27 protein-coding genes, 1 tRNA gene and 1 pseudogene are annotated in these 23798 nt (G+C 59.4%); 7 read left to right on the forward strand and 22 right to left on the reverse strand.

All coding sequences use genetic code 11. The annotated features are described in order from the left end of the window. Positions 1–96: 96 nt before the first annotated feature. The gene (locus FHT85_RS25285) at positions 97–408 is read left to right on the forward strand and encodes a (2Fe-2S)-binding protein (RefSeq protein WP_246699069.1); all 312 of its coding nucleotides are present in this window, start codon (positions 97–99) and stop codon (positions 406–408) included. Further along, positions 374–859 (forward strand): bacterioferritin, encoded by a 486-nt coding sequence (bfr, locus tag FHT85_RS25290; protein ID WP_041678027.1) that lies wholly within the window; start codon positions 374–376, stop codon positions 857–859. Before FHT85_RS25285 ends, bfr begins: the two co-directional genes overlap by 35 nt. A gap of 140 nt (positions 860–999) precedes the next feature. On the opposite strand, the gene FHT85_RS25295 is transcribed toward bfr, so the two are convergent. The 7 genes and pseudogenes from FHT85_RS25295 to FHT85_RS25325 form a co-directional block, all read right to left on the reverse strand. Further along, positions 1000–1539 carry an RNA pyrophosphohydrolase gene (locus tag FHT85_RS25295; RefSeq protein ID WP_112410479.1) on the reverse strand — a complete coding sequence of 180 codons (540 nt, stop codon included), beginning with the start codon at positions 1537–1539 and terminating at the stop codon, positions 1000–1002. Positions 1540–1552: 13 nt separating this feature from the next. After that, the gene (locus FHT85_RS25300) at positions 1553–2746 is read right to left on the reverse strand and encodes a divergent polysaccharide deacetylase family protein (protein WP_112338639.1); all 1194 of its coding nucleotides are present in this window, start codon (positions 2744–2746) and stop codon (positions 1553–1555) included. Between the two features lie 218 nt (positions 2747–2964). Further along, positions 2965–4293, reverse strand: a complete 1329-nt coding sequence (locus FHT85_RS25305) for a S41 family peptidase (RefSeq protein ID WP_015341735.1) — start codon at positions 4291–4293, stop codon at positions 2965–2967. Beyond that, on the reverse strand, positions 4283–5713 hold the full coding sequence (locus FHT85_RS25310) for a murein hydrolase activator EnvC family protein (RefSeq protein ID WP_246780088.1): 1431 nt from the start codon (positions 5711–5713) through the stop codon (positions 4283–4285). The genes FHT85_RS25305 and FHT85_RS25310 overlap by 11 nt, the downstream gene beginning before the upstream one ends. A gap of 187 nt (positions 5714–5900) precedes the next feature. Further along, positions 5901–6383: a 23S rRNA (pseudouridine(1915)-N(3))-methyltransferase RlmH gene (gene rlmH, locus FHT85_RS25315; protein ID WP_112410481.1), complete on the reverse strand. Its 483-nt coding sequence runs from the start codon at positions 6381–6383 to the stop codon at positions 5901–5903. Between the two features lie 114 nt (positions 6384–6497). Then, positions 6498–6940, reverse strand: a pseudogene (rsfS, locus tag FHT85_RS25320) (ribosome silencing factor). A gap of 162 nt (positions 6941–7102) precedes the next feature. Further along, positions 7103–7402 (reverse strand): DUF1330 domain-containing protein, encoded by a 300-nt coding sequence (locus tag FHT85_RS25325; RefSeq protein ID WP_112338643.1) that lies wholly within the window; start codon positions 7400–7402, stop codon positions 7103–7105. Positions 7403–7572: 170 nt separating this feature from the next. Between FHT85_RS25325 and FHT85_RS25330 the strand changes: the two genes are divergently transcribed. Beyond that, complete coding sequence (locus FHT85_RS25330) at positions 7573–7956, forward strand: winged helix-turn-helix domain-containing protein (protein WP_112338644.1); 384 nt, start codon at positions 7573–7575, stop codon at positions 7954–7956. On the opposite strand, the gene modC is transcribed toward FHT85_RS25330, so the two are convergent. From modC to rplU, 12 genes are all read right to left on the reverse strand, one after another. Beyond that, entirely contained in the window at positions 7957–9030 is a 1074-nt protein-coding gene (modC, locus tag FHT85_RS25335; RefSeq protein WP_112410483.1) for a molybdenum ABC transporter ATP-binding protein, read from the reverse strand. It lies immediately after the preceding gene. Next, positions 9027–9728: a molybdate ABC transporter permease subunit gene (gene modB, locus FHT85_RS25340; RefSeq protein ID WP_112338664.1), complete on the reverse strand. Its 702-nt coding sequence runs from the start codon at positions 9726–9728 to the stop codon at positions 9027–9029. The genes modC and modB overlap by 4 nt, the downstream gene beginning before the upstream one ends. A gap of 85 nt (positions 9729–9813) precedes the next feature. Then, positions 9814–10611 (reverse strand): molybdate ABC transporter substrate-binding protein, encoded by a 798-nt coding sequence (gene modA, locus FHT85_RS25345; RefSeq protein ID WP_112410484.1) that lies wholly within the window; start codon positions 10609–10611, stop codon positions 9814–9816. Positions 10612–10726: 115 nt separating this feature from the next. Continuing rightward, entirely contained in the window at positions 10727–11152 is a 426-nt protein-coding gene (locus FHT85_RS25350; RefSeq protein WP_112410485.1) for a hypothetical protein, read from the reverse strand. Between the two features lie 18 nt (positions 11153–11170). Beyond that, positions 11171–11752, reverse strand: a complete 582-nt coding sequence (locus FHT85_RS25355) for a nicotinate-nucleotide adenylyltransferase (protein WP_244441482.1) — start codon at positions 11750–11752, stop codon at positions 11171–11173. Positions 11753–11789: 37 nt separating this feature from the next. Continuing rightward, positions 11790–13073 carry a glutamate-5-semialdehyde dehydrogenase gene (locus tag FHT85_RS25360; protein ID WP_112338665.1) on the reverse strand — a complete coding sequence of 428 codons (1284 nt, stop codon included), beginning with the start codon at positions 13071–13073 and terminating at the stop codon, positions 11790–11792. Then, positions 13066–14235 carry a glutamate 5-kinase gene (proB, locus tag FHT85_RS25365; RefSeq protein WP_112338648.1) on the reverse strand — a complete coding sequence of 390 codons (1170 nt, stop codon included), beginning with the start codon at positions 14233–14235 and terminating at the stop codon, positions 13066–13068. Before proB ends, FHT85_RS25360 begins: the two co-directional genes overlap by 8 nt. Beyond that, a complete protein-coding gene (gene obgE / locus FHT85_RS25370; protein WP_112400270.1) occupies positions 14232–15335 on the reverse strand; it encodes a GTPase ObgE in 1104 nt (367 codons plus the stop codon). The genes proB and obgE overlap by 4 nt, the downstream gene beginning before the upstream one ends. A gap of 266 nt (positions 15336–15601) precedes the next feature. Then, positions 15602–16189: a GNAT family N-acetyltransferase gene (locus tag FHT85_RS25375; protein WP_112410486.1), complete on the reverse strand. Its 588-nt coding sequence runs from the start codon at positions 16187–16189 to the stop codon at positions 15602–15604. Next, positions 16186–16821, reverse strand: a complete 636-nt coding sequence (locus FHT85_RS25380) for a GNAT family N-acetyltransferase (protein ID WP_112338652.1) — start codon at positions 16819–16821, stop codon at positions 16186–16188. Before FHT85_RS25380 ends, FHT85_RS25375 begins: the two co-directional genes overlap by 4 nt. A gap of 129 nt (positions 16822–16950) precedes the next feature. Continuing rightward, a complete protein-coding gene (rpmA, locus tag FHT85_RS25385) occupies positions 16951–17220 on the reverse strand; it encodes a 50S ribosomal protein L27 (protein ID WP_004127267.1) in 270 nt (89 codons plus the stop codon). Positions 17221–17252: 32 nt separating this feature from the next. After that, on the reverse strand, positions 17253–17570 hold the full coding sequence (gene rplU, locus FHT85_RS25390) for a 50S ribosomal protein L21 (RefSeq protein WP_004127263.1): 318 nt from the start codon (positions 17568–17570) through the stop codon (positions 17253–17255). Positions 17571–17875: 305 nt separating this feature from the next. On the opposite strand from rplU, the gene FHT85_RS25395 reads away from it, so the two are divergent. Together FHT85_RS25395 and FHT85_RS25400 are read left to right on the forward strand one after the other, a co-directional pair. Then, positions 17876–17965: transfer RNA gene (locus FHT85_RS25395), tRNA-Ser, on the forward strand. Between the two features lie 287 nt (positions 17966–18252). Next, positions 18253–19293 (forward strand): Fic family protein, encoded by a 1041-nt coding sequence (locus FHT85_RS25400; RefSeq protein WP_246780089.1) that lies wholly within the window; start codon positions 18253–18255, stop codon positions 19291–19293. Between the two features lie 152 nt (positions 19294–19445). On the opposite strand, the gene FHT85_RS25405 is transcribed toward FHT85_RS25400, so the two are convergent. Then, positions 19446–19841, reverse strand: a complete 396-nt coding sequence (locus FHT85_RS25405; RefSeq protein ID WP_112400273.1) for a cupin domain-containing protein — start codon at positions 19839–19841, stop codon at positions 19446–19448. 217 nt (positions 19842–20058) lie between these two features. After that, the gene (locus FHT85_RS25410; protein WP_112410488.1) at positions 20059–20979 is read right to left on the reverse strand and encodes an alpha/beta fold hydrolase; all 921 of its coding nucleotides are present in this window, start codon (positions 20977–20979) and stop codon (positions 20059–20061) included. A gap of 140 nt (positions 20980–21119) precedes the next feature. On the opposite strand from FHT85_RS25410, the gene FHT85_RS25415 reads away from it, so the two are divergent. After that, complete coding sequence (locus tag FHT85_RS25415; RefSeq protein ID WP_112410489.1) at positions 21120–21584, forward strand: winged helix-turn-helix transcriptional regulator; 465 nt, start codon at positions 21120–21122, stop codon at positions 21582–21584. Positions 21585–21802: 218 nt separating this feature from the next. After that, on the forward strand, positions 21803–22465 hold the full coding sequence (locus tag FHT85_RS25420; RefSeq protein ID WP_112410490.1) for a flavin reductase family protein: 663 nt from the start codon (positions 21803–21805) through the stop codon (positions 22463–22465). An 819-nt stretch (positions 22466–23284) separates the two neighbouring features. Here FHT85_RS25420 and FHT85_RS25425 read toward each other — a convergent pair. Then, the gene (locus FHT85_RS25425; RefSeq protein WP_246780090.1) at positions 23285–23728 is read right to left on the reverse strand and encodes a barstar family protein; all 444 of its coding nucleotides are present in this window, start codon (positions 23726–23728) and stop codon (positions 23285–23287) included. Positions 23729–23798: the final 70 nt, after the last annotated feature.

Raw genomic sequence — 23798 nt, forward strand, 5'->3', positions numbered from 1 at the left:
GCGGACGAGATTCGAATCGTTTCTTTCTTGACAAAGAGCGTCTTCTTTAGCAGATAACAAGACAGCGGATGTCATGTTTGACGGGCTGAGCGAAGAATGCTGGTTTGCAGTTGTAATTACATCACCGACAAAGAAATCCGGGACGTTATCAACGAGTTCCTTGATCAGGACTGTTGGCAGCTCATTGTTCCCGCCAAGGTTTATCACGCGATGGAAAAGCGCGGTCGTTGCTGCGGCTGCTTCCCGAATGTCGTTGATATCATTATACAGACAACCCAGGATTATCATGCCCGTCGCCACTCGACGGAAGCGGAAATATTTGATTTCATGTCCCGCCTGAAAAAATTCCATGAAGACAACAGGAGAGCGGACATTGAAAGGCGACAAAAAGGTCATCGAGCGGCTTAACGAGGCACTCTTCCTCGAGCTTGGCGCAGTCAACCAATATTGGGTTCACTACAGACTCCTCGAAGACTGGGGCTACACCAAGCTTGCCAAGAAAGAGCGCGCAGAATCCATCGAGGAGATGCAGCACGCCGATCGCCTCGTTGCCCGCATCATCTTCCTCGAAGGTCATCCGAACCTGCAGACGCTCGCGCCGCTGCGCATCGGTCAGAACGTCAAGGAAGTGCTGGAAGCCGATCTCGCCGGCGAATACGACGCACGCACGGCCTACAAAAAATCCCGCGACATCTGTCACGATGCCGGCGACTATGTGTCCATGAAGCTGTTCGAAGAGCTTCTGGCGGATGAGGAAGGCCATATCGACTTCCTCGAAACCCAGCTCGAACTGCTCGACAAGATCGGCGAAGCCAAATACGGCCAGCTTAATGCCGACTCCGCCGATTCCGCGGAATAAGCGACATGCTGCAGCGGTTCAGTTTTTCAGGAAATCTCTGAACCGCTCCATTTCTTTGTTTTCACCCAATTCCAGGAAGAGCGCGAAAGCTTTTCCTGGAATTGCTTTATGAATCGGCCCTTCCGCGGCTGGCCTTCTTTTCAGTCTTCGGCTTTCAGATTGGCCAGGTCACTGAATTCCGAAACCACCTGCTCGTAGACCGAGCGTTTGAAGGGAACGATCAGGTCGGGAAGTACCGCCATGGGCTTCCATTCCCATGCATCGAATTCCGGTTCGTGGCCGCCCGGTGGCGGATTGATGGCGATCTCGCCCTCATCGCCGTCGAAGCGGAAGGCGAACCAGCGCTGCGTCTGGCCGCGGAATTTCCCCTTGAGGCCGATACCGATCAGTTGCGGCGGAAGATCGTAATTGATCCAGTCCCTGGCTTCCGCGAGCAAGGTCACGGTTTTCATGCCCGTTTCTTCGTATAATTCGCGATAGGCCGCTTTCAGCGGGTCTTCGCCCTCGTCTATGCCGCCCTGCGGCATCTGCCACAGCTGCGGCGAGCCGTCATATTCGGAATTGCCGACCGGAATGCGGTGTCCGGCCCAGACCAGGCCTTCCCGGTTCAGGATCATGATGCCGACACAGGGCCGGTAGGGCAGGTCTTCGGCTCTCACGGAGGCGTGTGGCGTGCTCATCTTTTTCTCCAGGTCAGGGGTGTTTGGGATCCTCGGCAAGCGCCGAGACCGCGACGACTTCGATACCGCGCATGGCGGCCTCCTCGCTCCATTTGCTGATGGCGTCGACGCTTTCATCGAAGGCGGAAGCGACGCCGATCGCAGAGCCGTTACGGCGGGCGATGCGCTCGAGTTCGTCGAGTTTCCTGAGGATCGCGTCCTGCTGCAGCTCTCCATCCAGCTGGATATCGGCAGAAGCGTGCGGCACTTCCAGCGTTTTCGAAAGCATTCCGGACTTCGATTGAGCGGATGAGCCGTCGTCTAGGAATAGCAGGCCGCGCTTGCCGATGTCGCGCAGCACGGGTTCCATGGCGCTGGGATTGGCAAGGAAGCGGCCGCCGAGATAGTTCATGACGCCGGTATAATTGGTGATCTTGCCCATCGCTTTATGCAAATTTTCAATATTCTTGGCTGATGACAGCGAGGTCAGCAGAGTATCCGGTCCGGGATTGTTGCCGGGATAGTCGAAGGGCTCGAACGGCACCTGGATGAGGATCTCGTGGCCGCCGCGCCTTGCCTCCTGCATCCAGCGCTGCAGACTGTTGCCGCTGGCGGCAAAGGCAAGGGTGATTTCCTCCGGCAGCTTCTCGATGGCGCGTTGCGTGCCGGTCTGGCTCAGCCCAAGGCCGCTGACGACGATAGCGATACGGGTGCCCCGCGCGCCGGACCAGGGTCGCGCATATTGCTCCAGCGGCCGCAGACCGCTTGGCGAGGTGATTGGCAGCTTGCCGTAGGGCGAATCTTCGAGCAGGCTGTCATTCGGCGTTGCCGCCATGCGCGGATCCTGCCCCACCTGATTGGCGTTAATCAAGACCGGGCCGCTGCCATCGCGATTGCTGGGGCTGAACATGGTGACGACCGAACCGTCGCCGGTCACCACGCGCGTGGTATTGGCGCCGGATTGCGGGTCGACTTGGGTCAATCCAGCTTGACCGGTTTGTTCGGTGCTCCCCGGCTTGGTTTCGGCTGCAGGTGCCGGATTTTCCTTCTTTGCCGTTTCGACAGGCTGAGTCTTTTGCAGGGGATCGCGCATCAGCGCCGAATAGAGTGAAAAGCCGGCGATCGCGATCAGACAGAAGCCGCCGAGAATGCGTCCAAAGGGGATGGAGCGCCGTTGGCGGCCGGGGCCGCGATTTTGTCCCAACGGTGCATGCAAATCCGTTCCCAAGCTTCAATCCACCCCAAGCGGAAAACTCTATTGGCCTCGAGCATATCGCTCACGGCGAAGCGGAAAAATGCCCGCGGCACTCAAAGTGCTAAAACATGAACAAGACTGTTCCGAGCGACGTCGGATTCGAAGGCTGACCGAGAAGAGCGGGACAATACCCCTCGCCCCGCTTCCTCATCATGAAAGCGCCGGGTCTGTTTCCAGCCCGGCGCCAATCCTTACTTGGAGGAAACCGCCTTTTCGGGGTTCGGCGGGAAGGCTGGATCCGTCTTTGCGCCACGCAGCAGGTCGAGCGCGTAGTTGAGCTGGATATCGTCCTTCGGATCCGGCGGCACATAGGCCGAAGAGCCGGAGCCCTTGTCGGTCTCGCTCTGGCCCTTGATGTGGCCCGGCAGGCTGGATTCGCCTTCCGTCGTCAGCTTGCCCTTCAGATCGTCGGGAAGCGGCTGGTCGACCTTGATGTCAGGCGTGATGCCGGTGCCCTGGATCGAGCGGCCCGACGGCGTGTAGTAGAGGGCCGTCGTCAGGCGCAGCGCGCCGTTGCCGTCGCCGAGCGGGATGATCGTCTGGACAGAGCCCTTGCCGAACGACTGTGTGCCGAGCACGGTGGCGCGCCGCAGATCCTGCAAGGCGCCTGCGACGATTTCCGAAGCCGAGGCCGAGCCGCCGTTGGTGAGCACGATGATCGGCTTGCCGTCGGTCAGGTCGCCTGGGGTGGCGTTGAAGCGCCGGGTTTCATCCGGGTTGCGGCCGCGTGTCGAAACGATCTCGCCGCGCTCGAGCACGTCGTCGGCAACGTTGATCGCCTGATCGAGCAGGCCGCCCGGGTTGAGACGTAGGTCGAGGACGTAGCCCTTCAGCTTGTCGGCCGGGATATCCTTCTTGATCTTGGCGATCGCGGCTTCGAGATCCGGGGTCGTCTTTTCGGTGAAGGAGATGATGCGGATATAGCCGACATCGCCGCCTTCCTCGCGCGACTTGACGGCGGCAACGGCAATCACGTCACGGATGACGGTGAGCTCGATCGGCTTGTCGGCGCCCTTACGCAGCAGCGTCAGCTTGATCGGCGTCTTGACCGGGCCGCGCATCTTTTCGACGGCGTCTTCCAGCTTCAGGCCGCGGACGGACTGGCCGTCGATGGCGGTGATATAGTCGCCGGCAAGGACGCCGGCCTTGGCGGCAGGCGTATCGTCGATCGGGGTGATGACCTTGACGAGATCGTTGTCCATCGTCACTTCGATGCCGAGACCGCCGAACTCACCCTTGGTCTGGGTGCGCATGTCTTCCGCATCCTTGGCGTTCATGTAGCTCGAATGCGGGTCCAGCGAAGACAGCATGCCGTTGATGGCGGCTTCGACGAGCTTGTCTTCCTGGGGAGGAGTCACATACTGCGCGCGGACGCGCTCAAAGACGTCGCCGAAAATCGACAACTCCTTGTAAGTGGAAGTGCCAGCGGCTTCCGCCGGCGCTACCGCCGAGTAGATAACGCCCATCGCGGTCGCACCCATCAATGCGCCGACGAGAACAAGAGAAGCCCTACGTATCATTGCGTGCCTTTCCAGTGTCTTTGGAGGTCCACCAGGGCCGAGAATCGACTGGTTTTCCATCTTTTCGGAATTCAATGTAAAGCGTTGGCCGATCCGTTTCCAGCGCCAATGCGGTCGCGCTCGCGACTCTTTTTTGGCCCATGGTGGCAAGCGGCTCGCCAGCGAAGACGAATCTGCCCGGGCGCGTCTTGATCGCGTCCATGCCGGACAGCACCATGTGATAGCCGTCGCCCGTATCCAGGATGATCATCTGTCCGTAGCTGCGAAACGCGCCGGCATAGACGACCGTGCCGTCGGCGGGAGCCGTGACGAGTGCTTCCGGGCCGGTCGCAACGGTCAGTCCCATCGCGGTGTGGCCGGTTCCATCGTCGTCGCCGAATTGGCGGAGAATATCGCCCGCCACGGGCAACTCCAACTTTTTCTTCAGGTCTGAGAAGGGATATGCGGGCGTAATGCGGTTTTTATCGGGCACGCCGTTCTCGGCAAGGGCCTTCGCCTGTTCGCGCTGCTGTTCGCTCATCTGTGCCCGGCGCGCCTCTTCCGCGCGGGCAGCAGCGGCAGCGTCGCGTACGGAGCCGATCTGGCTTTCTAACGAGGCGACGAGCCCTTCCAGGCTGGTTGCCTGGCCCGCCAGCTCTTCCGCGCGCTTGCGCTCCGCCTCGAGCTGGGCCGTATTTTCCTTGCTGTGCTTGTCGTTCTCCGCAATCAGCAGATCCATGCGCCGCTCCTCCTCCAGACTGTTGGTCACGGTGGCGGTGAAGCTGGCCTTTTCGGCGGCGGTATCGGCCTGCAACTTGCTGAGATCGGTCAGATCGGCGATGAGCTTGTCCGTCTCCTTACGCATTCCGGGTACGACGGCGCCGAGAAGAATGGCGCTGCGCACCGAGGCGAGCGCATCGTCGGGCGTTACCAGCAATGCCGGCGGTGGGTTGCGTCCCATGCGCTCGAGAGCACCCAGCACTTCGGCCAGCAGGGCGCGTCGATCATGCAGGGAAGCGCGGATCTTATCCTCCTTGACGGCAAGATTCGTCAGCGTCTTCTCACTCTGCTGGATCTTGCGATCCAGCTCCTTGCGGCGGGCGGCGCTGTCGATCAGCGCCTGGCGCAGGCTGGCAGTGCTCTTGTCGAGAGAGGCGATGCCGTCTTCCAATTCCTTCGTCTTGCCGGACGAAAGACCGATCGTCTTAGAAAGCGCATCGAGCTGCGCGCGGGTTTCGTCACGCTTACGGGCAAGGTCCGCCGCCGGGTCAGGTGCCTCCTGCGCGGACGGCGGTGTAGAAGAGCGATCGTCGGGTGCTTGCGCCGCGATGGCATCGGCTTCCTGGGCGAGGGCGACGTTTTCTTGGGAAAAAGGGCCTGCCATATAGACGCCCATGCCGAGCGTTGCCGCCAAAGCTGGCAGCACGATACGCGAAAGCATGGGCGGGGCTTTTCTCATCCAGTCGGTTCGGCCTGGTCCCTTCGGATCGCGCAAAAATAAGCTGATTTGCCGCGATCATCCAGGAAGCATCGTCATTTTTAGGGCGGGAATCAAAACACGCCTGTGTGAGCGTTTCGTTAACGCAAAAACGGCGAAAGCCAAACTGTTTTCAAAACGGATGGAGCAATCATACCCGGTGGTAGGGGTGCCCGGAAAGGATTGTCACGGCGCGGTAGAGCTGTTCGGCAATCAGGATGCGCACAAGCTGGTGCGGCCAAGTCAGCTTGCCCAGGCAAATGGTCAGGTCGGCCTTGTCGTAGAGGGCGGGGTCAAGGCCGTCGGCGCCGCCGATGGCGATCGTCAGGTCGCGCTTGCCCTGATCGCGGTATGCCCCGAGCATGGCGGCGAAGGCTCCGCTGTCGAGCGCCTTGCCGCGTTCGTCGAGAAGGATGAGGACGCCGCCTTCGGGATGTGCCTTCTGCAGCAGGCCCGCCTCTTCGCGCTTGCGGGTCTCGCTATTGGAGGCGCGGCTTTCTGCAACCTCGGTCATGCGCGCCATTTCCAGGCCGATGGCGGGCCCGGCCTTGGCGAAACGGTCGAGATAGCGGGCCGCAAGATCCTTTTCAGGGCCGGCTTTCAGCCGTCCCACCGCAAAAAGACCTATCCGCATTCCCGCTCCCACGCACATCCGCCGTCATGGCGGCACAAAACGAAACTCTTGCCGGAGGCTCATCTCCGGCGATGTAAGGCTGCGTACCGAGCCGGGAAAGCGTTCCTGGCGTCGTTAGTGCAGCGTGCCTTCGTCGAGATCGGGTGCTGCCCACATCTTTTCGATGTTGTAGAACTCGCGGATCTCGGGTCTGAAGACATGAACGATGATGTCGCCGGTGTCGATCAACACCCAGTCGCCGCCATCAAGACCCTCGACGCGGGCATTGCCGAAGCCCTCGTCCTTGAGATCGGTCATGAGATGGTCGGCAATCGCCAGGACATGGCGGCTCGATCGGCCGGAGACGACGACCATGTAGTCTCCAAGCGCAGACTTGCCAGCAATGTCGATGGTGACGATATTTTCGGCCTTGGAGTCCTCGAGGCTTGCGAGGACGGCTTGCAGGGCGCGGGCAGCGGCATCGGCGCCACGTTCCGAGCTCTTCGGGATAACGAGAGGCGTTCTTCCCTTGGCGTGTACTGTTGTCAGTGCTCTTCCTTCCTTGAGTAACAGAACATGCACGTGAATGATCTGAGTCGATCACGTTACAAAGATAGGCATCAAAGCATTAAGGTTTCAAGACGCAGGCCGGCAACTTCGGCCATTCGGGACAAGGATTTGTGTCTGAATAGTGCGCTTTCGCACCAGATATGGGCGAATATTCATGCCGAAGACGAAAATCAGCCCGCCTGGTGCACTCCGTCGACAAGAATAAGGTTGCGGCTGAGGGCTTGGTCGCGGACCTCGAGAGCATGCGCATATTCCGACGACCCGTACCAGGCTCTTGCTCGTTCCACATCCGGAAATTCCACGATCACGATCGCATTCGGCGACCAATCGCCCTCCAGTCGTTCGATCGGGCCGCCACGGACCAGATAGTGGCCGCCATACCGGGCGATAGAGGCAGCCGCGCGCGTCCGGTAGGTCTGGAAGGCTTCGCTATCCCTGACGGTGACATCGGAAATGATATAGGCCGGCATCGGTTTCCTCCTCTCAAACCTCAAGGCTGGCGCGGTCCGTACTCGCGCGCCAATGCGTTTTTCTTGAAGATTAGATAGGCCGGTTCAACCGCTTGTCCATTTCCGTCGGCATGTACAGCCGGACGAAGGCCACGTATAGATTATGCAGATATCAACTGCTTACAGACACCATGACAGATGCTCCGCAGCCACCGTTGAAGCCCATTCTCCGCATCAGCTTTTCGGGGCAGGATCGGCTTGGGCGCGGCAAGATGGAGCTTCTCGAGCATATTCAGGAGACCGGCTCGATCTCGGCCGCCGGCCGTGCCATGGATATGTCCTACCGCCGAGCCTGGCTGCTCATCAGCGAACTCAATCACATGTTCCGCGAACCGGTCGTGGAATCGCAGCGTGGTGGTCAAAAGGGTGGCGGCGCTGCCCTGACGCCCTTCGGCGAGGAGTTGTTGAGGCGCTTTCGCGGTATGGAAATGACGCTGCGAGCGGCAATAGCCGACGACCTGAACTGGCTCGAAGCCAATCGGAGCTCGGCGGACGCTTCTGCGAAAAAATCCTGACTAATGTTCGAGCGCCACGGTTTTGATGACCGCATGGATCGGCAGCCCGATCCGCAGCCCCAGTCTTTCGGCCGAGAATTGCGTGATGCGGGCAGTGACGATGTCGCCGCCGCAATCGACCTTGATCTCAGTCGCCCCGTCAGCCGCCGTGCCGATTCCCAGCACTTTGCCATCGAGAATATTCAAGGCGCTCAGGCCCTCCGGCCGCGTCGTTGCCAGCATGACGTCACGGGCAGGAATATGGACGCGCACGGTCTTGCCGACAGCCGCCGCCTGGCCCGGCACAAAGAGCTTTGCAGTCTTCAGAGCAACCACTGTCAGATGATGGCGATCGTCGATCGCCTCGACGCGGCCTTCCAGCAGCACACCGGCTTCGCGGCGGTCCGCCGCAAGCGGGCCGGAGAGCTGGCTAAAGACGTCGACGGCAGCGCCGATCGTCTCGACCTTGCCGTCGCGCATGACGACGACGCGGTTGGCAAGGCGTGCCACCTCGGCGATGGAGTGGCTGACATAGATGATCGGGATCTTCGTCTCGTCGCGCAGCCGTTCGAGATAGGGAAGGATTTCCGCCTTGCGGGCTTCATCGAGCGCCGCAAGCGGCTCGTCCATCAGCAGGAGCCGCGGCGAAGAGAGCAGGGCACGGCCGATCGCGACGCGCTGTTTCTCGCCGCCGGAAAGTTTGGTCGGCCTGCGATCGAGCAACGCGCCGATGCCGAGCAGATCGACGACCCGGTCAAAGCTTTCACCGCGCTCGCTCTTGGGTGCGAACCAGCGGCTGTAATTCAGGTTCTGCCGCACGGATAGATGCGGGAACAGGCGTGCCTCTTGAAAGACATAGCCGAAGCGGCGGCGGTGACGCGGCACGAAGATCTGCTTGGTCGTATCGGCGAGCACGGTATCGTCAAGGCTGACATGGCCGTGATCAGGGCGCGTCAGGCCGGCAATGATGCGGACGATCGACGTCTTGCCCGAGCCGGAGCGGCCGAAAAGAGCTGTCACGCCGCCATCGGAGGTGAATGCAGCCTCCAGCGAAAAGGTGTCGAGGCGGTGGCGGATATCGACCGAGAGCGTCATTCGAAATCCACCCTGCGGCCGGCGAGATAGGCAAGGAATTCCGAGGCAAGCAGCGCCGCCATGGAAATGACGATGGCGACGATGGTGAGGCGCATGGCGCCGGCATCGCCGCCTGGAACCTGCGTGAAGGTGTAGATCGCCGAAGACAGCGTTTGTGTCTCGCCGGGAATGTTGGAGACGAAGGTGATGGTGGCGCCGAATTCACCCATGGCCTTGGCGAAGGAGAGGATCATGCCGGCGATGACGCCGGGCAGGATCAGCGGCAGCGTCACGGTCACGAAGGTCCAGATGGGGCTGGCGCCCAATGTGCCGGCGGCTTCCTCCAGCTTGCGGTCGACGGCTTCGACCGACAGGCGAATGCTTCGGACCATCAGCGGAAAGCCCATGACGCCGCAGGCAAGTGCGGCACCCGTCCAGCGAAAGGAGAAGACGAGGCCGAGATATTGCTCGAGCAAAGATCCGATCGGCCCTTTGCGGCCGAAGAGAATGAGAAGGATGAAGCCGGTGACGACGGGCGGCAGGATCAGCGGCAGGTGAATGAGGCCATTGAGGATTGACTTGCCCCAAAAGCGGCCACGCGCAAGCAGAAGTGCTGCGCCGATGCCGAAGGGCAGACTGACCAGCATGGCGACAATGGAAACGCGCAGGCTCAGCTCTATGGCCGTCCATTCGTCGCTGCTTAAACCCAACGCGTCCAAATCCCGTCCCTTAAACATCTCGGGCCCGCCACGACCGGCGAGCCTGATGATTGAACCTTCCTTGCCCGATCAGCGGCAATGACGCTCATGGCTTCAGGATGGTGAAGCCCTCATGCTCGAAGAAGGGAACAGCCTTAGCCGATTTCAGAAAATTGAAATAGGCTTGTACATCCGGGTTCTTGCTGCCGCTGGTGATGGCGATCGGGTAGACGATCGGTGAATGGCTGTCGGCGGGGAAGGTGCCGACGACGGCAACGCCCGGATCGGCGGAGACATCGGTCTGATAGACGATACCATAGGGCGCTTCGCCACGCGAAACCAAGGCAAGGGCCGCGCGCACGCTTTCGGCGCCAGCGACCTTCTTTTCAACCGACGACCAGACGCCGAGCTTTTCCAGCGCCGTTTTGCCGTATTTGCCCGCCGGAACCGATTCCGGCTGGCCCATCGCCAGGCGACCGTCGCCGAGCAGGCTAGCCAGATCGAAGCCCTGCTTGATCTCGACCGGCTTCGCCTTGTCCTTGGCGGCGACGAGAACGAGCTTGTTACCCAGCAGGTTGACGCGGCTGTCGTCCTTGATCAGCTTCTTGCCAGCGACATAATCCATCCAGTTGGTGTCGGCGGAGATGAAAACATCGGCCGGCGCGCCGTTTTCAAGCTGTTTTGCAAGCGGACCGCTCGCAGCATAGGAGACGGTAACCTCTTTGCCGGTTTCCTTCGTGAAGGCGGCATCGGCGTTGTCGAGCGCGTTCTTCATGCTGGCGGCGGCAAAGACGACGATTTTGTCGGCGGCGAACACCGGTGTTGGAATGACCGAAAGGCCGAGCCATGCAGCTGATGCTGCGGCGGTTGCAAGCTTGATCCATTGGCGTCGGCTGGTGGTCATTTCAATTCTCCCCAAAGATGTCGACATATTTCGAGAGATATAACGACGGACGAAGCTTGGCTAGGGATGTGTTCGCAAAAATATATCGCGATAAGGCCGCGTAACCCTACGAATTCTATGGATTTTCCGTGGCGCGGCGCATGTGAACGGCTTTGGGCATTACAAAAATGCATGACTGACTTTGCCCAGTGGATTGGCGAACGCTCACGAAGCGAGACATAACGTTACGAACCGTGGGGTCTCGCGTCATTCTTTCGCCGAATTCAGTCCGGACACTGAAAAACAAGCGGCGCTCAATTTGTAAAAGAAGCGTTTTTTGGGCAGAAAATTTCCGTAGCCATGCGTTATATGCATTGCTGCATTGCGCAATCGCCCATTTATCAATCGGCGAAATCTGGTAAAACATAATCATCGAGACGGCGATCTCCTCCTCCCAATGCCGTCCGATATGGATCAGCAACTCTCCTCCTCCCAGTTGCTGATCAGGTTCAAAAGCCCGACGCACCTCCTCCCGCGTCGGGCTTTTTATTTTCCAGACCATTCCAGAAGATCGATGGGATTATTGTGCGGCTCGCAACGCTGTCGAGCTGAGCGTTGAGCGTGGTCCGTGGATGAAGGTCCAGGCCGGCGCCCGCTTCTTCCAGAGTACGCGAGCATCATCTTCGTCGACGCGTGCGTAGTGGAAAGTCTTTGCCATCTTGGCCGAGAGGTAGGAGAGCGTCGATCCCGGCCGGTCGATAACGGCGATCGGGAAGGTTTGCGCGATTTCCTGCCACTTCTGCCAGCGATGGAACGTATTCAGGCTGTCGGCGCCCATGATCCAGATGAAGTGAACATGGCGGTTGCGCGCCTTCACATGCGCCAGCGTATTGGCCGTGTAGCTCATGCCCAGCGTCTGTTCGAAGGCTGTCACCTTGATACGCGGATTGTGGAGGATCTGCTCGCTAAGCGCGATGCGCTCGGCAAGCGGCGCCAGATGATTGCGGCTCTTCAACGGGTTGCCCGGCGTTACCATCCACCAGAGCTGATCAAGGCCCAGCCGGCGGATGGCGATCTCGGCGACGAGTGCATGGCCTTCATGCGGCGGGTTGAATGAGCCGCCGAAAAGACCGACCACCATGCCGCGCTCGGCATGGGGCATGCGCAGATAGCGTTGATCAACCTCTTCTTTCAGCACGTCAGGGCCGTATCTGTCCGGTGCCGCGAACGCGATATTTGAAGGAGGTGAGCTGCTCGACGCCAACAGGCCCGCGCGCATGCATCTTGCCGGTAGCGATGCCGATTTCCGCGCCCATGCCGAATTCGCCGCCATCGGCAAATTGCGTCGAGGCATTGTGCAGCAGGATCGCCGAGTCGATCTCCGTGAAGAAGCGCTCGACGATAGCGGGGTCCTCGGCAATCACGGCTTCGGTGTGGTTCGACGAATATTTACCGATATGCTCGATTGCGCCGGAAATCCCATCGACCAAGGCCACCGAGATGATCGCGGCCAGATATTCCGTTGTCCAGTCTTCTTCCGTTGCTGCCTTTAGGCCGGGTGCGAGCTTCAGCACATCGGCCGAAGCGCGAATTTCGCAGCCTGCCGCGGCAAGTCCGTCGAGCAGTGGCTTCAGATGGGTGGAGGCGACCTTCTTGTCGACGAGCAGCGTTTCGGCAGCGCCACAGATGCCCGTGCGGCGCATTTTGGCATTGACGACGATGGATTCCGCCATGTCCAGATCGGCCGAGGCATCGATATAGATGTGGCAAAGGCCTTCAAGATGGGCAAAGACCGGCACGCGCGCTTCGGTCTGGACGCGGGCAACGAGGCTCTTGCCGCCGCGCGGCACGATAACGTCGATATTGCCTTCGAGGCCGCGCAGCATGGCGCCGACGGCGGCGCGATCGCTGACAGGCACGAGCTGGATGGCATGTTCCGGCAGGCCTGCCGCCTTCAACCCTTCGACCAGGCATTCATGAATCGCCTGCGAGGAGCGGCGCGAATCACTGCCGCAACGCAGGATCACGGCATTGCCGGCCTTGAGGCACAGCGCGCCGGCGTCGGCCGTCACGTTCGGTCTGCTTTCGAAGATAACGCCGATGACGCCAAGCGGCGTGCGGACGCGCTCGATCTTCAGGCCGTTCGGGCGGTCCCAGGCAGCGATGACTTCGCCGACGGGATCGGCGAGGGCAGCGATGGCGCGAATGCCTTCGGCCATCTCGGCGACGCGCTTGTCGTTCAGCGTCAGGCGATCGACGAAGGAGGCAAGCATATCGGTGCCTTCGACGTCTTTCAGGTCTTTGGCGTTTTCAGCGAGGATATGATCCTTGCGGGCCAGAATGGCATCCGCCATGGCATTCAACGCCTTGTTCTTGCTCTCGGTCGAAGCAAAGGCCAGAGGTCGCGACGCAGCCCGAGCCTTGCGGCCGATATCGTTCATCAGCGCGTCGATGTCGGGGCTTTGTGCGACTGTATCAAGCATGAGCTTCATCCTTCTTCGATTTCTCGGCCTTCGTCTTGACGGATGACGTCATGACAAGGTCGTCGCGATGCACCATGGCGGCGCGGCCGGCATAGCCGAGGATCGCCTCGATCTCAGCCGATTTGCGACCGGTGATCTGGCGGGCCTCTTCGGCATCGTAGCTGACAAGGCCGCGGGCGATCTCCCGGCCGGAGGGGCCGATGACAGCGACTGTGTCACCGCGGCCGAAATGGCCGACGACGCGGCGCACACCGGCGGGCAGCAGGCTCTTGCCGGCGCCAAGGGCGGTCACGGCGCCATCGTCGACATGCAATTCGCCGGCCGGCTGCAGCTGCCCGGCAATCCAGGTCTTGCGGGCGGTAACGGGCGTACCCGATGGCGCAAACCAGGAGGAGCGGGCGCCGCTTTCGATTGATTTCAGCGGCCGGTCCGTCTTACCCGATGCAATAATCATGGCGCAGCCGGCGCCGGTTGCGATCTTGCCGGCATCGATCTTGGTGCGCATGCCGCCACGCGACAGCTCGGAAGCGGCACCGCCGGCCATGGCTTCGATCTCGGGCGTGATTTCGGCGATCGTATCGAGGAATTTCGCTTGGGGGTCGAGATGCGGCGGGGCTGTATAGAGCCCGTCGATATCCGACAGCAGCACCAGCAGATCGGCGCCGGTCATGGTTGCGACGCGGGCCGCGAGGCGGTCATTGTCGCCATAGCGGATTTCGCTGGTCGCGACCGTATCGTTCTCGTTGATGATCGGCACAGCGCCGATCTTCAGGAGCTGGTTGATGGTGGCGCGGGCGTTGAGGTAACGGCGGCGCTCTTCGGTATCGCCGAGCGTCAGCAGGATCTGGCCGGCGACGATATTGTCATGCGACAGGCTTTCCGACCAGGCGCGGGCCAGCGAGATCTGGCCGACGGCCGCCGCCGCCTGGCTTTCTTCCAGCTTCAGCGCACCGGAGGGCAGGTCGAGCACGGAGCGCCCAAGCGCGATTGCGCCCGAGGAGACGACCAGGATATCGATGCCCTTGGCCTTCAGTGCGGCGATATCGGCGCACATGCCGTCGAGCCAGGATTTCTTCAAGCCGGTCTTGCGATCGACCAGGAGAGCGGAGCCGATCTTGATGACGATGCGGCGGTAGCGGTCGAGCGGCTTGCGGGCAGTCATCCCTGATGATCCCCGTCTTCGCTACGCTCGTCGGCGTCCTCATCGTCGGAAAGCTGCATGTCGCGATGCCGCACTTTGGGGGTCTTTGCCGGCTTGTCCGCTTCGCCGGCATTGGCTTCGACGATCACGTCGCGCAGCGCGCGCAGCACTTCCGTCATGCCGCGGCCGGTGACGGCGGAAATCTGGAAGGGTGTTCTGCCACAGGCCCGCGCCAGTTCGCGCGTCTTCTTCTTCAGCGTTTCTTCGTCCACCACGTCGATCTGCGAGAGAGCGACGATTTCAGGCTTGTCGGGGATGCTGTTGCCGTAAGCTTCGAGCTCGTGCTTCACGGTCTTGTAGGCCTTGCCGACTTTCTCTTCCTGTGCGGAAACCAGATGCAGCAGCACGCGGGTGCGCTCGACATGGCCGAGGAAGCGGTCGCCGATGCCGACGCCTTCATGGGCGCCCTCGATCAGGCCGGGAATGTCGGCGAGAATGAATTCCTGCCCATCGATGGTGGCGACGCCGAGATTGGGGTGCAGCGTCGTGAACGGATAGTTGGCGATCTTCGGCCGGGCGCGGCTGACGGCTGCAAGAAAGGTCGACTTACCTGCATTCGGCAGGCCGACGAGACCGGCGTCGGCGATTAGCTTCAGCCGCAACCAGATGGTCTTTTCTTCGCCCGGCAGGCCGGGATTGGCCCAATCGGGCGCCTGATTGACCGAGGATTTGAAATAGGCGTTGCCGAAGCCGCCATTGCCGCCAGCGGCAAGGCGGAAACGCTGGCCTTCCTGCGTGATGTCGCAGATCAGGGTTTCGCCATCTTCCTCGAAGATCTGCGTGCCGACAGGCACCCTCAGCGTCACGTCTTCGCCCTTCGCGCCGGCGCGGTTCTTGCCCATGCCGTGCGTGCCGATGGTGGCTTTGAAATGCTGCTGGTAGCGGAAGTCGATCAGCGTATTGAGGCCGTTGACGGCCTCGACCCAGACATCGCCGCCGCGACCGCCGTCGCCGCCATCCGGGCCGCCGAATTCGATGAATTTCTCGCGGCGGAAGGAGACGCTCCCCGCGCCGCCGTCGCCTGACTTGATATAGACCTTTGCTTCGTCGAGAAATTTCATCTTACGTCCGTCACCCGGTGTCGGCGCACATCCCTTTGGATCGAATGGGATTCACAAAAGCCTATGCGCTCTTTTCAATGTCTGCCGCTCCTTCTGCATCCAAAAGACACGTCCGGCGGCGTTTGCCCGTCATGTCGCCTTCGATATAGGCGCTTCGGGCTGAGGTCAAAGAATATCGTGCGGTTCCAGTGCCATAAAGAGGCGGAACCGCATGATTGGTATGACGGCCATCGCCGAACGGGCCGGCGATGGCCAATTTCGGGGTCTTAAGCCGCCTGCGAGAGCCGCAGCGCGCCCGGCTTCAGCACGGTTTCGATATGCGGAACCATGGTGTTGCGGGCGAAGCTGTAGATCTCCGAGCAACCGGTGATCTCGAAGCCGAGCTTCTGCTGCAGCTTCAAGGATGCCGGGTTGTCGGCGAAGGCGCCGGAATAAACGGCGACTTCGGGCATGCGGCGGGCAAAACGTTCGAGCGCAGCCTTGACCGCTTCGGTCATGATGCCTTGCCGCCAGTAGAAGCGGTTCAGCCAATAACCGAGGTGCCAGCGGCCGTGGCGAAGCTCGATGCCGAGGCAGCCGATATGGGCATCATCCTGCTCGGTGATGGCGAGCTCCCAATCGACACCGAGGCCGGAGGTGTGCTCGATCAACCAGTCGAGCGCATCCTGCCGGTCATAGGGCGCGGGGACGCGGGCCAGCATGCGGGTGACGGCGAAATCCGAAAGCGATTCCGCAATCATATCGGCATCGCTGAGCCGGTGCGGGCGCAGCGTCAGTCGGCCGGTCTGGATGACCGGCGTCGGTCCCGGCATCAGGATGCGGGCATCGCGGCGGGTGAGGGCGAGAGCGTTCATCTCATACCTCCCCAGCTGCGCAGCGAGATCCAGGTCTTGCGGTCAAGCCTGTACCATTCGACCGGAACTGTGCTGCCGAGTGCCAGAGATGCGGCAAGGCCTGATCCTTGGAACTGGAAGCCGCACTTCTGGACGACCCGCCTCGATGCGACGTTCGTCACCCGGCAACGGGCGTCGATCTGCGCCACGTTCTCACGCGTGCGGAAGACCATGTCGATGAGGGCATGGGCCGCTTCCGTGGTATAGCCCTGGTTCCAGTGGGGCTCGCCCAGCCAGTAACCGATCTCGACCGTGTTCGGATCGCCCGTGGGTTCCACCCCGCAGCAACCGAGAAAGGCGCCGTTGTCGGCTTTGGTAATCGCATAGACGCACTTGCCAATCTCGCCAAGCTTCGTGCGTCGCACGAAATCGGCGGCATCATTGGTCGTATACGGGTGCGGCATACGCGATACCATAGTGGCGACGTTGGCGTTGTTGGCGAGATGGGCAAGGGCGTCGATGTCTTCTTCGTGGGGGGCGCGCAGAACGAGCCTTTCCGACAATAAGACGGGGCAATCGGTCCTTAACCTGTCCGGCCTCAGCCGTTCTTCGGGAGACCTTGATTGGTCTTCCCTTAACAATTCGCCTTGCATGGTTCAGTCCTCCTTGGTTGAGGGTAAAGAAAAAGGGGAGATGGCGCCCCATCTCCCCTGTTTTCTGGACTGAACCTGATGCGCTCAGCCGGGTCGATGAGACGCCGGCTGTTTTAGAGCGCTACCGGCTTATTCCGCTGCTTCCGCTTTCGGCATTACAGACACGTACACGCGGCCATTGGCCTTCGTACGGTAATTCACGTTGCCCGCCGTAAGCGCAAAAATCGTGTGATCCTTGCCGAGGCCAACGTTGGAACCCGGGTGCCACTGCGTGCCGCGCTGACGCACGATAATGTTGCCTGCGATGACGGCTTCGCCGCCGAACTTCTTCACGCCAAGGCGCTTGGATTCGGAATCGCGACCGTTGCGCGAGGAACCGCCAGCTTTTTTGTGTGCCATTGGAGTTCTCCTTTAAACCTTGATCCCGTTACTTACTTGGCAGCCACGATGTCCGTGATGCGGACGACCGTGTGATGCTGGCGATGGCCGCGCGAACGCTTCGAGTTCTGACGACGGCGCTTCTTGAAGGCGATGACCTTCTTGCCGCGGTTGTGCTCGACCACTTCGGCCTTGACGGAAGCGCCCTTGACGAAGGGAGCACCAATCGCAGCGTCGGCGCCTTCGCCGATAACGAGGACTTCGGTGAATTCTACAGTGCCGCCGGCGGTGACTTCGAGCTTCTCGATGGTCAGCACGTCGTTGGCTGCCACACGGTACTGCTTACCGCCGGTCTTGATGACTGCGAACATTTTTTATCCTTTCATGTTCGTTCCGGCTCTCTCGCCATGGGGGCGAGCGGCCGTCTTTTTATCAGTCGAAACTTAGCAGGGATTCCAAAGGCTTGAGCCTTCAAAAAGTTCTGCCGGTGAAACCCTGCGGGAAGCAGGGCGGGCAAGGCGCGGACTTATCCACACCTATTGCGTCGCACGGGATATATAAGCGTCCCTGATCTGTCAAGGCAAAAGGATGAAAAGCTTTCATATTCGCCCTTGCCATCCCCCTCGTCTGTCGCTATGAGACAGCCCGCGCCGAACAAGCGCCGACCAGCATAACCGGAGAGGTGGCAGAGTGGTCGAATGCACCGCACTCGAAATGCGGCATACCTGCAAGGGTATCGTGGGTTCAAATCCCACCCTCTCCGCCATAAACATGTTTATTATCATAAAGTTACGACGTTGATGCCTGCGACAGACGTCGCCTATTTTGGCTGGCTGCGATCACAATTGATCGCAGGGCCACGCTGAAGGCGCTGTCCGGCGAATCTCTTTCTTGGAATTCAACTCAAATTTTGGATTACCCCGCACTGACAACCATGGACGTGGATTTAACATGTTGCGACGGACATGTTAAAGAAATCGAGTTTTTTTAACTTATCGAGTCGCTCATGTTAAATCCGTCCTATAGCTTCCCGATCTGACACCGCTTCATGGCTTGGAGACCATCGAAGTTTTCAAGGCGCTCGCTGCCGCTAGCAGATCCCTCGCTGAATTGAAGGGGCGAGCTGCAGCAATACCCAATCAGGGAATTCTGATCGACACGCTTGCATTGCAAGAGGCAAAAGCGAGCTCGGAGATCGAAAACATCGTCACCACCCAGGACGAGTTGTTTCAAGCCGATCTGTTTCCAGAGGGGCTGGAGTCTCCGACGGCAAAAGAAGTCGCGCTATATCGCGATGCCCTAAAATTCGGCTTCGACAAGCTCCGTCGGACCGATGGCCTGATTACGAATGCAACCATTGTCGGCATGTTCCAGCTCCTCAAGCGACGCACAGATGGATTCCGCCAGACGCCAGGGACGGCGCTCAGAAATGACCGCTCGGGTGAAATCGTTTACGTGCCTCCTCAGGACCAACACGATATCAATTCAGCAATGAGCGGGCTTGAGCGTTTCATAAACGACGATCAACTCTCAACGCTCGATCCGCTGATTAAAATGGCATTGATCCATCATCAGTTCGAAAGCATCCATCCGTTTCCGGACGGGAATGGGCGAATAGGGCGAATTCTCAATGTGCTTTATCTCACCCGTGTGGACTTGCTCGAGATCCCAATTCTTTATCTCAGTAGAGCCATCAACAATTCAAAGAGTGAATACTACCGGCTTTTGCAGCATGTTCGCGATACCAGTGAATGGGAAGGCTGGCTTATCTACATGCTCAAGGCGGTTGATGAGACAGCCAGAACGACGCTTGATCTTGTGGAAAATATTCGTGTGCAAATGGCCCTGATGAAGAAAAGGCTGAGGGGCGAACTTCCCAAGTTTTACTCACAGGACTTGCTGAACAACCTGTTTCGGCACCCATACACGCGAATCGATTATGTTCAGAATGAGCTCGGTATCACGAGACAGACGGCCGCCAAATATCTCGACACGCTCGCTGAGCATGACTTTCTGACAAAACACCAGAGCGGCAGAAACAATTACTACATCAACGAACCGCTCGTTGCTCTGTTTATGAAGGTTTCCGAATAGCGAAGCTAGTTCACAGCGATTCCTCACCCGCATCCGCCTTCCGCTTCCAGAGATAGAAGAACCGTACGATCTGACCCCCGTCCGCCATTTTTCCCCCTATTACAGGCCGCGGTGCGGCAAGCCGATTCGCTGGCAATCAGCTCAAAAAAGCCTCAACCCTCCGGAAACTGATAGACCACATCCGTGAAAGATCCTGTCGGGAACACGTAGAAGAATTTAAGGTTGGCGGATGATTCGTTGCGGATGCCGTGTTCGGCGTTGCCGGGGATGAAGATTGCGGTGCCTGGTTTGACCGTGGTTTCCTGGCCGTCGATCCGAACGATGCCGGTTCCTTCAAAAATGAAGTAGATTTCCGATGGGTCGTGGCGATGCGGCTTCAATTCGCCGCCGGGTGCCAGTTCGGCGATGCCGGCGCTCATGCTGTCGGTGGGGGTGATATTGCTGCTGAGCAGTGTGTGCCAGGAGATCGAGCCATGAACGGGATCGTTCCATCCGTCGCGCGGGCGCTCTTCGGCTGTGGTGATAACGGCTTGCGATTGTTCTGTCATTTCGCCTCAAAACGCTGGGTAAGCGACCAGGTGGAACGGTGTCACAACGATAACGAATGTCAATCGGCCAGCTGCTGGTTTCGTGTCGGCCGGCTTGTGGTTTGGCGAGATCTGTTATGATGAAAGAGACGGCGCCGGTGCGATATCGCCGGCCGCCGGAGCGGGAGGCCTTCCCGCTCCTTCGTTTCGATTTACTTTGGTTTTTGGATCATGCCGCCTAACTCCGTTGCAGGAAATCCGCGATCAGGCCTGAGATCGTCTTCGGCGCATCTTCGAAGCAATAATGGCCGACGCCTGGGAGGCGCACGATGGGCGCCGACGGGAAGCGGGCGGAAAAGAGCGGCAGGAAATGCTCCGCATACAGCGTCCTGTCCGCCTCGCCCCAAATGGCGAGCGCCGGCTTGCCACTGATGATGCGCTCGGCGGCCGCATCGGGTACCTCGAATTGATGGGCGCCGGTCGCAAAACCTTTGGCCCAGCCGAGCGCGCCGAGGCATTCGGCTGCGGTGGCAAAAGGAGCGCCATATGCATCGAGCCATACGTCGTCGATGATCGCGTTGTTTTCGAAGCCGTTGAGCTTGAGCGTGCTGAGAATATTGTAGCCGAGATTGTTGAGCACCGGCTCCAGCGTGCCGTCGGCCTCGGCCTTCATGATCCATTGAAACCACGGGGAGACGGCAGCATTTGCCACACCTCGCTCCACGCTATCAGGCTGGCCAAAGGGCGTCGGGCCGTTTGTCGAGATGATGCGGTGGATACGCTCAGGATGACGGGCGGCAAGGCCCATGCCCACGGGGCCGCCGAAATCATGCATGACGAGGGTGATATCTGTGAGGCCGAGGGCGAGCACGAAGGCCTCCAAATTGGCAATATGATCCTGCAGCCAGTAACTACGGCCGGCCGGCGTCTCGCTCTTGCCAAAACCCATGTGGTCGGGAACGACGACACGGTGGGTGTGGCTCAGCGTCGAGATCAGATGGCGAAACAGATAGCCCCAGGTCGGCTCCCCGTGCAGGCAGAGGATAACCTCTCCATCACGCGGTCCTTCGTCGACGTAATGCATCCGGAAACCCGCAGCATCGGTGAAGCGCGGAGCGAAGGGGAATGTGCCGGCAAATGTTTCATTGGCAGGAATCACGGTTGTTCTCCTAGCGTGGTTTTAGTTTGAAACCATGATTCCAATATCTCTTGTGGTTTTAGTTTGCAACCGATATATTGAGCTGAGGTTCAAGGCGCGCATTTGCGCTCTCGAAGCGGAAGCAACGAAGGAAGGCTCGGATGGCCAAGAGAATAAGCCACAAGGATTCCATGTGCGGAGTGGCGCGGCCGCTCGATGCGATCGGTGACTGGTGGTCGCTGCTGATCGTCCGCGACGCTTTTGACGGGCTTCGCCGGTTCGGCGAGTTTCAGAAGAGCCTCGGGCTTGCTAAGAACATCCTCTCGGCCCGCCTGCGCAATCTCGTTGCCCACGGTATTCTCGACACCATACCCGCCTCCGATGGCGGCCCCTATCAGGAATATGTGCTGACGCAGAAGGGGCAGGGTCTGTTTCCGCTGCTGGTTGCGCTTCGCCAATGGGGCGAGGATTTCTTCTTCGAGCCCAATGAGCGACATGTGACGCTGGTCGACAGAGCGACAAAGTTGCCGGTGCGGCGGCTGGAATTGCGAGCACAGGATGGGCGGATGCTTATGGCAGAGGATACCGTGATCGTGTTGCCGCCAGCTGAGGGTGAGCGCGAATAAGTTGGCCGTCAAAATTTTTGCTTGCCCTTGAGGAGAGTTTACTCGGCGGCCAGGCGTTCGGCGCAGAAACGACGGAAAGAAAAGCGGATTGGCGCCGTCAGGTGATTACCTGAGTGAATGCGGGCCGGCGTACCGGCCTTGAGGCAACAGTTCGGTCGCGACCGAACTATTTCAAGCGCCGCATCGGCTACACTGGAACTCTCAAAGGAGAGTTTGCAATGTTGACGAACACAGCCGAATTCAACGCAGCCGAGAGCGATCGCGAACATATCGAAATCAAGCCCAGCGTGCTTTATGTCGGCACTCCCGTCGTGCTGATTACAAGCCTCAATCCTGACGGCACGACGAATATCTCGCCGATGTCCTCGTTTTGGGCTTTATATGAGCGAGTCGTTCTGGGTCTGACGTCGACCAGCAAGGGCCGGGAAAATCTCCTGCGCGAGCGTCAGCTGGTGCTGAATTTCCCGTCGCCGGAGCTATGGCCGAAGGTCGAGGCGATCGCACCGACGACGGGTCGCGATCCCGTTCCACCGCATAAGCAAAAAATCGGCTATCGTTTCGAGGCCGATAAATTCGATGTGGCCGGCTTCACGCCGCAGCCGGCCGATCTCGTGCGGCCTCTGCGTATTGCCGAATGTCCGATCCAGTTCGAGGCGGAGGTGGTGGCGGCGCACCCTCCCGGTGCGGAATGGCCTCCGGAGCGGGCCGAAGCCTTCTCCATCATCGAAGCAAAGGTACTTCGCGTCCACGCACACAAGAACATTGTCATCGGCGACACCAATCACATCGATACCGGCAGATGGAGCCCGCTGTTTTACGTGTTTCGACATTATTTCAGCACCGGGCCGGATCTCGGCCGCACTTTCAAGGCCGAGAGATGATGCATGCAATTTCAGACGACGCCTATATGAGACATTGCAGGTCGCGCTTGAAGCTGTCTGCAACCGCGCGAGTCATTCATGTCGTTCGGTCCGCGCCTCACAGAGCGGGCGTGTACACAACGCCCTCGATTTCCACGCACGTAGCGTCTGAAATTCAGCCAACCTTTGCGGGTCGTGTGCCGCCTTCTGGGCGTCCCACCACAACCCCGCGAGCGCAATTTTCCTGAAAGCGCCGAAGACGCTGACCGGCGACGGCATCAAACCTTCAGCGAATGGGGGATAGTCAATGAAGATCGATGCCTTGCATAGGCAATGAGCGATCCAGCTCTCCGCAAAAACACGCTTTCTTTGACTCTCAGTTGATTGACGAAAGAGCGACTGCCGCGAAGGCCGTTAATCCTGCAAAAATCAGCAGCAGTTTCGTCATGATGAGCTGCGCAAGCTTTCGCTTTTCTATGTCCGTCACGTTCTTCTCGCTTCGAAAAATAACTGCTCAGAAAACATTGCTGCGCCGCAATTGGAATAACAGTGTCGCTTAGCGTGCAGAAAATAGCAACTAGGGAAACGCCTTGGCTATAGGTGCGTCGCTCGGGATGATGTCGAAGAGTGTTTTACTTCTCTTGCGCAGGCGCGCGCCTAATAAGAAGTCGATACTTTTGCATGCCAAAAGCAATATCTGCCTCATTGTTGTGTTGGTAAGTGGCCAGAATTAGGGAGTGGGTGCCCTGGAGGTTTCCCTGGTGTCACCGGCTCGTCTCCAGCGGCATGCCAATCCGTGATCAATTGACCTACCAAGCGACACTTTCCCACTCAATCCAACTATTCCAACACCAGCCGAACATTGTCGGCCTCCTCCTCACCACCAGGGCCATGGATTTGAATGATCCAGAGAAGCCAATCAAACACTGTCGGACCGATGCCGGCACGGGCGTCAGCGAGTTCCCGGCGAATATGGTCTCGATTATCGGGATGGCATCGTTGCAGACGGCGCTCGAGTTGCCTCACGGTCTCGGGATAACCCAGTCTTTCCTTCGATACATCTGAGCGAGACCATCTGATCGTGAAACCTTCATCAGGCGTTCCAAAGCCACCTCGTAGAATGTCGTTAAAGGCATCAAGATTTCTTCCCCAGTAAGCGTCAGGCATCAGCACTCGGCTGATCTCGTCGTAAAACGACTCCAGCGATGTTATCTGAGAACCGTCGATCACGTATTCGGTTGTCATGTAAACTTTCTCATAATTGCCAGACGCATTGCGGAACATTGCCCTTCGCCGTCATTGGACGTCCTGCGTTTGATCGAGGTCCGCCCCGCCGCGTTATTATAATCGTGCT

Source organism: Rhizobium sp. BK312, from assembly GCF_014193605.1.
Classification (GTDB): domain Bacteria; phylum Pseudomonadota; class Alphaproteobacteria; order Rhizobiales; family Rhizobiaceae; genus Rhizobium.